Below are 11,927 nucleotides of genomic sequence, written 5' to 3'. Positions count from 1 at the left end.
AATCTGTTTATTGAAAACCGGTAGCCTGTGCGATAGAATATAGAACAACCAGAGCAGGAGTTAAAAAATTACAGGAATTTCTGGCTCAGAAAGGAATAAAAAAGGAGGATACACAGATCATGAAAGAAGTGAAATCACCGAAAAAGCCGTTGATGTATTATTATGGGATCGTCATACTTGTACTGTTTCTCTTTAATCTGTTTGTTTCACCTGTTCTTATGGAACGTCAGGTGAAAGAAGTGGATTATGGAACATTCATGGACATGATCGATGATGGCAAGATCGGTAAAGTAGAAATTGAAGATAACCAGATCGTATTTACGAATAAGGATGAAGATAAGATATATAAAACAGGTGTTATGGAGGATCCTACCCTGACAGAGCGTCTTCATAAAAGTGGGGCAGAATTTACAAAAGAGATTGACACAACCATGTCTCCGCTGATGAGTACCCTGCTGACTGTGTTTCTTCCGCTTTTGATCTTTGTACTGCTTGGACAGTACATGAGCAAGAAGCTGATCGAGCAGGCAGGTGGTAAGAATGCCTTAAGCTTTGGAATGGGCAAAAGCAATGCAAAAGTATATGTGCAGTCAACAGAAGGAATCCATTTCAGCGATGTAGCAGGTGAGGATGAGGCAAAAGAAAACCTGGCTGAGATCGTAGATTACCTTCACAATCCTGAGAAATATACCCAGGTAGGTGCAGCAATGCCAAAAGGAGTTTTGCTTGTAGGCCCTCCGGGTACAGGTAAGACTATGCTGGCAAAGGCTGTGGCCGGAGAAGCGAATGTGCCGTTTTTCTCCATGTCCGGCTCTGAATTTGTGGAAATGTTTGTAGGCATGGGAGCTTCCAAGGTACGTGACCTGTTTAAGCAGGCAAAGGAAAAGGCTCCGTGTATTGTATTCATTGATGAGATCGATGCTATCGGTAAAAAACGTGATGGTCAGGTGGGCGGAAATGATGAACGGGAGCAGACTCTGAACCAGCTGCTTACTGAGATGGATGGATTTGAGGGAAATAATGGTGTGATCATCCTGGCAGCAACCAACCGTCCGGAATCCCTGGACCCTGCACTGACCCGACCAGGACGTTTTGACAGGAGAGTGCCGGTAGAATTGCCGGATCTCCAGGGCAGGGAAGCGATCCTGAAGGTTCATGCAAGAAAGATCCATGCATCCGATGATGTGGATTTCCATACTATTGCAAGAATGGCATCCGGTGCATCCGGTGCTGAACTGGCCAATATTATCAATGAGGCTGCCCTTCGCGCAGTGCGAAGTGGCAGAACTGTAGTAGAGGAAGCGGATCTGGAGGAAAGCGTAGAGGTAGTGATCGCTGGGTACCAGAAGAAGAATGCCGTGCTCTCCGACCATGAAAAGAAAGTGGTTTCCTATCACGAGATCGGTCATGCCCTTGTTGCTGCCCTTCAGACAAACTCTGCACCTGTACAGAAGATCACCATTATTCCAAGGACTTCCGGTGCGCTTGGTTATACCATGCAGGTAGAACAGGGGGATAAATATCTTCTGACAAAGCAGGAGATTCTGAACAAAATTGCCACCTTTACCGGCGGCCGTGCAGCAGAAGAAGTGGTATTTGGAGAGATCACCACAGGTGCATCCAATGATATAGAGCAGGCAACCAAACTGGCAAGAGCCATGATCACCCGTTACGGAATGAGTGAGGAATTTGACATGGTTGCCATGGAAACTGTAAATAACCAGTATCTGGGCGGCGATACATCTCTTGCATGTTCTTCGGATACCCAGAAAGAGATCGACCGCAAGGTAGTAGAGCTTGTAAGAAAAGAGCATGAAAAAGCGAAAAAGCTTCTGGAGGACAACCGGGAGAAGCTGGATCAGCTTGCAAAGGTTCTCTATGAAAAAGAAACCATTACAGGCGATGAGTTTATGCAGATTCTGAATGAAGAGGGAGGTGGACAGAAATGAGAAGACGTTCTGGTTTTGGATGGCTGGAATTTATTGAAGGACTTCTTTTGATCCTTCTGGGAATTTTTACCTGTGTACATCCTGGCAGTATTCTGGAAGGTTTTGTGATCCTGTACGGACTTTTGGCTGTGGTAACTGGTATCGGAGATCTTGTTTTTTATGTAAAGATGGAACAGCATATGGGTTTTGGCCCCTCTGTATCCCTGATTGCCGGACTTTTAAGCGTTATGGCAGGGTTTATGCTATTGGTACATCCGGATGCAGGAAAATGGATCATTGCGCTTTTAGTGCCTATCTGGTTTATCGCACATTGTATTTCCAGGCTTTCCCATCTGAATATTGTACGCTTTGTGGCTGGTAATGCTTATTATTATTTCAGCCTGGTCATCAATACAGCAGGGCTGGTGCTGGCAGTGCTGATGATCGTAAACCCTGGATTTTCTGTTTTTTCCATTGGAGTGCTTATGGGAGTGTATTTACTGCTCTTGGGCATTGACTGCTTGATCACTGCGTTTTCAGATATTGGAGGCGGCTGGTGATTGTGTTATAATAAGGCCAGAGAAGGAGCCTTCAGGGCAAAGGGGAAGCCCTGATTTACCTAAGGGGATGGCTAATGTAACAGGGAGGGAAATACAGTGGATGCAGTACAGTATGCAAATTATCTGGATATTCTGAAAAAGGAGCTGATACCGGCTATGGGCTGTACGGAGCCGATCGCAGTAGCTTATGCGACAGCAAAGGCAGTACAGGTGCTGGGAGAGTGCCCGGAATCTATTCATATCCGGTGCAGCGGAAATATTATCAAAAATGCAAAGGGTGCAGCAGTTCCTAATTCCGGCGGGATGAAAGGAATCAATGCAGCAGCAGTTCTTGGAGCTGTAGGCGGAGATGCCTCGAAAGAATTGGAGGTTCTGGAAAGTGTGACAGCCAATGACAGAGAAAAGGCAGCAGCACACCTGGCAGATGGGATCTGTACATTTGCCCTGGCAGATACCACAGAAAAGATCTATATAGAAGCCCATGTGGAAAAAGGAATACATAGTGCAGTGGTAGTGATTTCCGAAACACATACTAATATTGTGCGAGTCCTAAAAGATGGGCAGGTTCTCTATGACCAGCTGAAAAATGATGGAAAGAGTACGGAAGAAGAAAGAAGAGAGCTTTCTGTACGTGGGATCCTGGAATTTGCAGACTGTGTACGTATGGAAGATATCCGTGATGTTATTGGACGGCAGATCCGGTTAAATACAGCAATCTCTCAGGAAGGCTTGGAGCATCCCTATGGAGCACAGATCGGGAAAACCCTGGAGAATGCCTGGGGAGGTACAGTAGCTGCCCGTGCATGTGCCAGGGCGGCAGCAGGAAGTGATGCCAGGATGGGTGGCTGTTCCATGCCGGTTGTGATTAATTCCGGAAGTGGCAATCAGGGGATCACGGTTTCTATGCCAGTGCTTGTCTATGCTCAGGAATGGGATGTGCCGGAAGAGAAGCTGTATCGTGCACTGGTGGTGAGTAATCTTACTGCTGTGCACCAGAAATATTACATAGGGGGTCTGTCGGCTTACTGTGGTGCTGTATGTTCTGCCTGCGGTGTGGGAGCAGGGATCACTTATATGTATGGCGGTGATTATAGTCAGGTTTCGGCTGCGATCATCAATACACTGGGAAATGTTGGAGGCATCATCTGTGATGGCGCAAAGCCTTCTTGTGCAGCCAAGATTGCATCCTCGGTAAATGCGGCGATCATGGCCTTTCATCTGAGTATGGAAAACAAAAGTTTTCTTCCAGGAGACGGGATCGTGGAAGAGGATGTGGAACAAACCATTAAGGCTATGGGGTACATCGGACGGGTTGGAATGCGCCAGACGGATCAGGAAATCCTAAATGTGATGACCGGATGGTGGGATGCCGGATGCTCATGAAAAAGAAGATTTTAATATTGGTGTGTCTTTTAGCAGTATTGCTGGCAGGGGCAGATGTGGGAACAGTGCAGGTAAATGCTGCTGTCAGGAACAGGATCACAGGTACAAAGAGAAAAGGCTATGTGTATGTGGACAGAACCGGTACTGTGGTAAAGGCAGGAGAGATCCGCCAGGCCGTGGATTTTGTGTTGAAGAATTCATCAAGAAAGAATAAGACAAGGCAGCGACTGCGTCAGTGCTATGATGCACTGGTGAAATTTTCATATTTCCATATGGGTACGGAAGTGCCTACTGCCAGGAATATAAAATCTTGTGCCAGGTACATGTTTACCAGAAAAAGAGGCAGCTGCTACTATTATGCAGCGGCTATGGCATATATTGCCAGAGTATTGGGATATGACAGCCGGGTGGCAGTAGGCGGTGTTACGGCACGAGGTCCCTATGCGCAGCTGTCACCACATGGATGGTGTGAGGTCAGGATCGGATCCAGATGGCTGATCTGTGACTGCAGTATGCAAAGAGCGCATTCAGATCAGAATCTGTTCCTGGTGTCAGAGATCAGATATCCGTTCCGGATGCGCAGGGATAAAACTTATGTAATGACTGTGAAAAAGGGTAGGGTTATCTGGAAGTAGCTTCTGCCGGCTTTTCGGTAGCAAAAAGCATAAGCACTGCGCCGATGGAAGCGGCAGCTGTACCAAAGATCAGCATGGCAGAAACACCTGCCAGATCGATAAGCCAGCCACCCAGAAGTGCCCCAAGAACTGTTCCGATGGTGTAGGTCATGGTGAAATAAGCCTGGCCCTTGATCACATCCTGTGGCTCCATAATGGAGTTTACGTAATATACAGAGGAAACAGAAATCAAAGCCCAGCCAAAGGCCTGAAAGATCTGAATGATATAATATACAGTCATATTGGGGGCAAGCAGAGAAAACAGGGTTTTCAGCGCAAAGAAAATACCGCAGCTGCGGAACCATATATCACAGCGGATCTTTTTCTGCATATAGCCGAAAAGGAACATGGTAGGAAGCTCGATTATGGCAGCAAGAGCCATAGCGATCCCCATATCAGTGCTGGACCCTCCTTTTTCTACAATGACCTGATATGCAAAGCTGTTGATCAGCACATGGCTTACATACACCATGATAGAACCAAGCAGTACGATGGTAAATTTTTTATATTTGCGAAAGAAATACAAAGCACCGGATCCAGGTGCTTTTTCTGCCGCCGTCAGATTCTGTTGGCGTTCTTTTGGAACTTTCCGGAAAGGGAAAATCCACAAGGAAAAAAGAAAAAGAAGCAGCCCAATGGAAATGCTTACAGGGATGGTTCTGATTCCAAATCTGTCTACCAGGATACCCAGAGTAGATGCGATCGCAGCAGCAGACAGGGACCCCATGCCTCTGCCAATGCCGAAATTCAGTTTTTTGCCCTGGTTCAGGCTTTCCATTCCCAGCGAGTTGACCATAGGGGTAAGCAGCTGTATAAGCACAAAGCAGCTTCCGTAAAAGATTCCAGTGCACAGCAGAGAACGTGTATAGAACAACAAAAATGCTGACAAAACAAGGGCAATCAGTGAAATAAAAATGCATATCTTTTTCAGAGATGGGCTGCTGTTCTTGTCGGCATAGCTGGCAACGGTTGGCTGCAAAAGTGCAGAAACAACGCCTGCCAAAGCGATGATAATACCAATCTGGGTATTAGTGAAGCCGGTATTCAGGAGAAATACGCTGGCAAAATTGGCCAAGGTAACAAAAACGATCCAGAAGAAAAACTGGATACAGGAATACCTGGGAGTCAGATTTGAAGGCTGTGTAGAAGATGAGAACATGATTGTATAACTCCTTTGTTTGTGATATGTTTATCAATGTGGATCAGGGTCAAAGGTCTTTTGCCCCTACATTATTACAATTATAACATTCATAATAAAAATAGCAATTATATATAGAAAAAACAAGGGGAAAAGTAACATGAAGCGGGTAGATTTTGAAAACGGAACCATTACAAAAAACATCCTGGGTACAGCCATCCCCATGCTGGCAGCCCAGATTCTCAGCCTTCTTTATAACATCGTGGACAGGATCTATATTGCCAGGATCCCGGAAACAGGGACGAAAGCATTGGGAGCAGTAGGACTTTGCTTTCCGGTGATCGTGATCATTATGGCATTTTGCAATCTTTTTGGCAGCGGCGGTGCACCTCTTTTTGCAATCAGCCGTGGAAAAGGAGATGACCGGGAAGCTAGGCTGATCATGGACACATCCTTTACCATGTTGTGTGGCAGTGCACTGGTTTTGATGACAACTGGTCTTCTGGCGGCGAAGCCGCTTCTGATTTTGTTTGGGGCATCCCAGGAAGCGATTGGATATGCCCTTCCCTATATGCTGATCTATCTGCTGGGTACTTTGCCATCGATGATCGCTACCGGAATGAATCCGTTTATTAATGCACAGGGATACGCGGTGGCCGGGATGTGCTCGGTGACAGTAGGTGCAGTATTGAATATTCTGCTGGATCCGGTTTTTATTTTTGTATTACATATGGGGGTCTGCGGTGCAGCGATCGCTACGGTGATCTCGCAGATTTTCTCTGCCTTGTTTGTAATCGCTTTTTTGCACAAAAAAGCAGAATTAAAAGTACGGCTCTTAAAGAAAAAAGAATTATCAGGATGCATAGGATATTGCAAAAATATTATCAGTCTTGGAACCGCTGGCTTTATTATGCAGCTTACCAACAGCTTGGTAACGATCTGCTGCAATAACGTACTGTCTGTAACCGGTGGCGATGTATACATATCCGTAATGACAATCATATCCAGTGTACGTCAGATGGTAGAAACGCCGATCTATGCATTGACAGAAGGGTCTTCTCCTATTATCAGCTATAATTATGGGGCCCGCCGATCCGGGCATGTGCGCCGTGCGATCTTCACCATGAGTGTGATGATCCTTCTTTATACAGCGGTGATGTGGAGCGTGATCATTTTCTTTCCCAAACAGCTGATGAGCATTTTCAGTTCGGACCATATGCTTCTGGAAGACGCAATTCCAGCACTGAAACAGTATTTTTCAGCATTCATCTTTATGGATTTTCAGTATATGGGACAGACTGTATTCAAATCTCTGAACAAGAAAAAACAGGCTGTATTTTTCTCTATTCTCCGTAAGGTTGTGATCGTAGTACCACTTACTTATATCCTCCCTTATCTGCTGAAGATGGGTACAGATGGAGTTTTTCTGGCAGAACCGGTATCTAATGTGATCGGCGGCAGCCTTTGTTTTCTTACTATGATTTTCACTGTATTTCCGGAGCTGAAAAGAATGGAGACAGAGGGAAAATAGAACTTGCATCAGAAAATAGCATATATACAGAAAAAGGAGAATTATAATTATGAGTTATCGTTTTGAAGGAAAGGTTAGATACAGTGAGATTGGTGAGGATAAATGCCTTACACTGCCGGCGATTCTTGATTATTTTCAGGATTGCTGTACTTTCCAATCAGAAGAGATCGGACAGGGAATGCTGGCAGTAGAAGAAAGAAAACGTGCCTGGGTGCTGGCATCCTGGCAGGTAGTGATCGATCGGTATCCTATGCTGGGAGAAAAGATCACAGCACTTACTAAGCCGTATGCCTTTAAGGGATTTACAGGGATGCGTAATTTTGTCCTTGAAGGTGAAAATGGGGAAAGGCTGGCTTATGCCAATTCCCGATGGATCAACATTAATACAAACACCGGGCTGCCTGCAAGGCTTACAGAAGAGGACTGCCGTGGATATGTGCTGGAAGAGCCCTTAGAAATGGAGCAGGTTTCCAGAAAGATCCAGCTTCCGGAGGAGATGACAGATCAGGAGCCATTCACTGTGCAGAAGCACAACCTGGATACCCATCATCATGTGAATAATTGCCAGTATATCCGGATCGCAGCGGATTATCTGCCGGAGGACTTTAAGATCCACCAGATGCGTGCAGAGTATAAGAAACAGGCAGTGCTTGGGGATGTATTTTATCCAAGAGTGCATACAGAGCCTGGTAAGGTAGTGGTGGCATTGGAAACAAAAGAGGGTGAATCTTATGCTGTCGTGGAATTTCAGGCACGGTAGTAGAATGAGGTCAATACATACCGTGGCCGGAAGCTGACTACAGACTGCGTACTGGCCCTGTTGTTGAACGAATCACAAGCTCTGGCTGCAGGGTGATGGCAATCCGGTCTGCAGTAGGATTTTGGATAGAATCCTGCAGGATCTCTATGCTGCGTTCTGCAATGGCCTGGATGGGCTGCGCTACTGTAGTCAGTGGCAGTTCCATGGAAGAAACGATAGGAATATCATCAAATCCTACCAGGGATATATCTTCGGGAATACGTATATGATGTTCCCGGAGATAGTGATAAACACCCAAAGCAATCATATCGTTGTGGGCAAAAATGGCAGTTACTCCTTTTTTTAGAAGAACAGGAGCTGAATGGTAACCGCATTCTACGGTGAAGTGTCCGTTAATTACCAGGTTTTCATTGTAAGGAATCATAGCTTCAGAAAGCGCAGCTTTAAAGCCGGCAACACGGTTTGGCGGTAGCAGGGGATTTTCTGCATTGCCGCATATACACCCGATTTTCCGATGCCCAAGACTGATCAGGTGCTTGGTTGCCATGTATCCTCCATAGTAATCATCTATGGATACGGAGTGACATCCCAGCGTATTAATAGAGTAGTCTAGTAGTACAATGGGAATCCTGTTATTACTGATTTTCCTTACAAGAGTGCTTAGTGGAAAGATATCTGTCCTTTCGGAGATCAGGGCAATAAGGATTCCGTCCACTTTTGATTGAGATAATTGCTGCAGATTGCGGACTTCTTGCTTCAAATTAAAATTGGAGTCAAGAATTACCAGATTATATCCACAACGCTGGGCGGTATGGGATACGTTTTTGATAACTTCTGTATAATAAAGGTTTCCAAGATCCGGTACGATCAGCCCGAAATTGCGTATTTTCTGTTTATAGGTATAACCCATCTCCTGAGCAACCTGTATTACTTTATTTTTAGTTTCTTCTGATACGTTAATCGGTTTGTTATTCAATATCAGCGAACAGGTGGTTGACGACACACCTGCTGCTTCTGCAATGTCTTTAAGCCTTATCTTCATAATTTTTCCTCGTTTGAGAAACTAAGTATAATTTAGTAAAATAGAAACAAATAATTTACTAAAATAATATCCTAAATACAGTGAGAAGTCAATAGGGATATACCACTATACCATATCACACAAAAAATAAGTAAAACATTTAGTAAAAGTGTTTATTGACATTAATGCACACAGAATGATATAAATATAGCATAAAGCACAGCAATTTACGAAAAAAACATAAAGGAAAACAGCTTGAGAACAAATGCAAAAGAGAATTAAACATGATATTATAGGTTTTTAATTTACTAATTTGGAGCAAATATGTAAGATGAATTTAGTAAAATATTTATTCTTTAAATCTTGCTTTTGCTTTAAAAAAACATTACAATAGAAAATATTTATTTAAGTAAATTTCTGTAAAAAGGAGGTCAATGATGGAAGATAGTTACAAGATCAGGTTTGACTCCATTACAATGGAATTTCCGGGAGTGAAAGCACTGGATGATGTCAGCTTTGGAATCAAGCAGGGATGCGTACATGTGCTGATGGGGGAAAACGGTGCTGGAAAATCCACATTGATGAAGATCCTGAACGGATCCTACTCAGCAACCAGTGGTACCGTGTATATCAATGAGCAGCCAAAGAAGTTTAAAACTGCTTCAGATGCAACCCGTGAGGGTGTTGCAATGATCTATCAGGAACTTTCCTATATGCCGGACATGGCAGTAGAAGATTACCTGATGCTTTGCAGGGAGCCACGGAAGGGATGCTTTATTGATTGGAAGAAATCAAGAGAGGAAGCAAGGGAGATCCTGAAAAGAGAGGATTTGAATTATGATCCTAAGAAAACTCTTCGAGAATATTCTGTTTCTGATATTCAGCTGATGGAGATCACAAAAGCAGTTCAGGGTGAGAATATTGAGATACTGATCATGGATGAACCTACATCCGCATTATCCAGCGATGAAGTTGAGCGTCTTTTCAAAAAGATTGATGAGTTAAAGAAGAGAGGAATCACCATTCTTTATATTTCTCATAAGATGGATGAAATCTTCCGGATTGCGGACTACATTACAGTTATGCGAGATGGCAAGCATATCAGGACTGCTCCTGTTTCAGAATATGACGGAGATCTTCTTGTAAAACTGATGGTTGGACGCGAGATTACAGAGGTTTATCCGGAGAAGACAGCCAAGATTGGGGAAGAGGTTCTAAGAGTAGAGCATCTGACATGTAAGGAAAGCCGTATTTATGATATTTCATTTACTGTCCATGAAGGAGAAATCTTCGGACTTGGTGGATTGATGGGAGCCGGACGTACAGAAGTAGTCAGGATCCTGGCAGGACTTGACAAAGCGGATTCGGGTAAAATCTTTGTCCGGGGCAAGGAAGTTAAATACAATAATGTAAGCGGGGCTATTAATAATGGTATCGTAATGGCATCCGAGGACAGAAGACGTCTTGGACTGATCCTTTGCAGGGATATTAAAGAAAATATTTCCCTTTCCAGCTTGAAGAAAATTTCTGTACACAGTTTCCTCCAGAAGAAGAAAGAAGATCAGATCACGGAAAAGCTGTTTAAGGATATCCGGGTAAAAGCACCGGGGCTGGACAGCACAGTTCAGAATCTAAGTGGTGGAAATCAGCAGAAGGTAGTTCTTTGTAAATGTCTGATGACAGATGCAGATATTGTTATTCTGGATGAGCCTACAAGAGGTATTGATGTAGGAGCTAAGCATGAGATCTATAAGCTGATGACTGAACTGGCAGAGGCTGGAAAAGGAATCATCATGATTTCTTCTGAAACACCGGAATTCATCGGTATGTGTGACCGGACAGTGATCATGTACAAAGGAAGAGTTACCGGAGAATTAAGCAGAGAAGAACTGACAATGGAGTCACTGATTAACTATTCAGTAGGAGGAGCCGGATTATGAGTAAGGAAAAGGCAACAAAAAGCATAGGAAGCCAGTTGTTGAAAAAGTATGGAATTGGTCTTGTACTGGTCGCATTACTGGTGATTGGATCTATAACGGTTCCTGGTTTTCTTTCTATTAAGAATGTGACAAACGTATTAAGACAGATCAGTGTAACTGGTATCCTGGCGCTGGCAGAGGGGATTTTGATCATCAGTGGGCAGATCGACTTGTCCGTAGGATCTGTAGTAGCACTGTCTGGTATGGTGTCTGTACAGGTTTACCTGAAGAGTGGTTCCCTGTTACTTGGTGTACTGGTCGCAATCTTGATCAGTGCTGTTGTACTGATGGCCAGTGGTGTGTTGGTAGCAAAAGTAAAGCTTACAGCTTTTATTGCTACAATGGCAATGGACTATATTGCAAGAGGTCTTTGTTACATCTATACAAATGGACAGGCTACATATGAAATCGGTAACTACAATGTGATTTCTACTACCTATGTTGGAGCAATTCCGGTTCCTGTAATCGTATTACTTGTATGTTGCGTTGTTATGGCAATTATCCTGAATAAAACAACTCTTGGTCGTGATGTATTCGCTGTTGGTGGTAATCAGGCAGCAGCCAACGCCTCTGGTATTATCGTAGACCGTACCATTATCAAAACTTTCCTGGTTGCAGGTATTCTTACTGGCGTGGCAGCAGTGCTTCAGATTGCTCGCGTAAATTCCGCAATCCCAAGTACAGCAGATGGATATCATGGTGATGCGATCGCTGCGGCAGTTATCGGTGGTGTAAGCTTTACAGGTGGTATCGGTACTGTAGGTGGTGTGTTGATTGGTTCCTGTATCATGGGTTTCCTCAGTAACTTTATGAACCTGTTAGGATTAAGCGGATATTTTCAACAGGTAACAAAGGGTGTGATCATTATCCTTGCACTCAGCTTTGATCTTCTGACAAAGAATAATAAAGTAAAGAATTTCTTCAAAAAGAAAAATTAAATACAACTGAATAAA

General features: G+C 44.0%; 10 protein-coding genes. 8 read left to right on the top strand and 2 right to left on the bottom strand.

Annotated elements, in window-relative coordinates:
- The first annotated feature begins 119 nt into the window (after positions 1-119).
- The 4 genes from ftsH (at position 120) to AB5916_RS06500 (ending at position 4,506) form a co-directional block, all read left to right on the top strand.
- On the top strand, positions 120-1,949 hold the full coding sequence (ftsH, locus tag AB5916_RS06515; protein WP_173728004.1) for an ATP-dependent zinc metalloprotease FtsH: 1,830 nt from the start codon (positions 120-122) through the stop codon (positions 1,947-1,949).
- Positions 1,946-2,488 (top strand): HdeD family acid-resistance protein, encoded by a 543-nt coding sequence (locus AB5916_RS06510; RefSeq protein WP_158422922.1) that lies wholly within the window; start codon positions 1,946-1,948, stop codon positions 2,486-2,488. The genes ftsH and AB5916_RS06510 overlap by 4 nt, the downstream gene beginning before the upstream one ends.
- Positions 2,489-2,584: 96 nt before the next feature.
- Positions 2,585-3,871 carry a serine dehydratase subunit alpha family protein gene (locus tag AB5916_RS06505; RefSeq protein WP_368189841.1) on the top strand — a complete coding sequence of 429 codons (1,287 nt, stop codon included), beginning with the start codon at positions 2,585-2,587 and terminating at the stop codon, positions 3,869-3,871.
- Positions 3,868-4,506 carry a transglutaminase domain-containing protein gene (locus AB5916_RS06500; protein WP_368189839.1) on the top strand — a complete coding sequence of 213 codons (639 nt, stop codon included), beginning with the start codon at positions 3,868-3,870 and terminating at the stop codon, positions 4,504-4,506. Before AB5916_RS06505 ends, AB5916_RS06500 begins: the two co-directional genes overlap by 4 nt.
- On the opposite strand, the gene AB5916_RS06495 is transcribed toward AB5916_RS06500, so the two are convergent.
- Positions 4,493-5,704 (bottom strand): MFS transporter, encoded by a 1,212-nt coding sequence (locus AB5916_RS06495; protein ID WP_368189838.1) that lies wholly within the window; start codon positions 5,702-5,704, stop codon positions 4,493-4,495. The genes AB5916_RS06500 and AB5916_RS06495 overlap by 14 nt on opposite strands.
- A gap of 139 nt (positions 5,705-5,843) precedes the next feature.
- Between AB5916_RS06495 and AB5916_RS06490 the strand changes: the two genes are divergently transcribed.
- Both AB5916_RS06490 and AB5916_RS06485 read left to right on the top strand, forming a co-directional pair.
- Complete coding sequence (locus AB5916_RS06490) at positions 5,844-7,214, top strand: MATE family efflux transporter (RefSeq protein ID WP_368189837.1); 1,371 nt, start codon at positions 5,844-5,846, stop codon at positions 7,212-7,214.
- A 49-nt stretch (positions 7,215-7,263) separates the two neighbouring features.
- Positions 7,264-7,974: an acyl-[acyl-carrier-protein] thioesterase gene (locus tag AB5916_RS06485; protein ID WP_368189835.1), complete on the top strand. Its 711-nt coding sequence runs from the start codon at positions 7,264-7,266 to the stop codon at positions 7,972-7,974.
- Positions 7,975-8,011: 37 nt separating this feature from the next.
- Here AB5916_RS06485 and AB5916_RS06480 read toward each other — a convergent pair whose 3' ends face one another.
- On the bottom strand, positions 8,012-9,016 hold the full coding sequence (locus tag AB5916_RS06480) for a LacI family DNA-binding transcriptional regulator (RefSeq protein WP_368189833.1): 1,005 nt from the start codon (positions 9,014-9,016) through the stop codon (positions 8,012-8,014).
- Between the two features lie 416 nt (positions 9,017-9,432).
- On the opposite strand from AB5916_RS06480, the gene AB5916_RS06475 reads away from it, so the two are divergent.
- Both AB5916_RS06475 and AB5916_RS06470 read left to right on the top strand, forming a co-directional pair.
- On the top strand, positions 9,433-10,935 hold the full coding sequence (locus AB5916_RS06475; RefSeq protein WP_368189831.1) for a sugar ABC transporter ATP-binding protein: 1,503 nt from the start codon (positions 9,433-9,435) through the stop codon (positions 10,933-10,935).
- Complete coding sequence (locus AB5916_RS06470; protein ID WP_368189829.1) at positions 10,932-11,912, top strand: ABC transporter permease; 981 nt, start codon at positions 10,932-10,934, stop codon at positions 11,910-11,912. The genes AB5916_RS06475 and AB5916_RS06470 overlap by 4 nt, the downstream gene beginning before the upstream one ends.
- Positions 11,913-11,927 lie beyond the last annotated feature (15 nt).

Origin of the sequence: Blautia sp. 1033sp1_1033st1_G9_1033SCRN_220408 (genome assembly GCF_040929965.1) — a bacterium.
Lineage (GTDB): Bacteria > Bacillota > Clostridia > Lachnospirales > Lachnospiraceae > Blautia_A > Blautia_A ammoniilytica.
Note: the sequence above shows the minus strand (reverse complement) of the source record. Positions and strands in the feature narration are given on the sequence as shown.

Bases quoted from the DNA above. Each gene is read 5' to 3' on its own strand.
- AB5916_RS06480 (WP_368189833.1), bottom strand. From the start codon at position 9,016: ATGAAGATAAGGCTTAAAGACATTGCAGAAGCAGCAGGTGTGTCGTCA.
- AB5916_RS06490 (WP_368189837.1), top strand. From the start codon at position 5,844: ATGAAGCGGGTAGATTTTGAAAACGGAACCATTACAAAAAACATCCTG.
- AB5916_RS06495 (WP_368189838.1), bottom strand. From the start codon at position 5,704: ATGTTCTCATCTTCTACACAGCCTTCAAATCTGACTCCCAGGTATTCC.
- ftsH (WP_173728004.1), top strand. From the start codon at position 120: ATGAAAGAAGTGAAATCACCGAAAAAGCCGTTGATGTATTATTATGGG.
- AB5916_RS06500 (WP_368189839.1), top strand. From the start codon at position 3,868: ATGAAAAAGAAGATTTTAATATTGGTGTGTCTTTTAGCAGTATTGCTG.
- AB5916_RS06485 (WP_368189835.1), top strand. From the start codon at position 7,264: ATGAGTTATCGTTTTGAAGGAAAGGTTAGATACAGTGAGATTGGTGAG.
- AB5916_RS06470 (WP_368189829.1), top strand. From the start codon at position 10,932: ATGAGTAAGGAAAAGGCAACAAAAAGCATAGGAAGCCAGTTGTTGAAA.
- AB5916_RS06475 (WP_368189831.1), top strand. From the start codon at position 9,433: ATGGAAGATAGTTACAAGATCAGGTTTGACTCCATTACAATGGAATTT.
- AB5916_RS06510 (WP_158422922.1), top strand. From the start codon at position 1,946: ATGAGAAGACGTTCTGGTTTTGGATGGCTGGAATTTATTGAAGGACTT.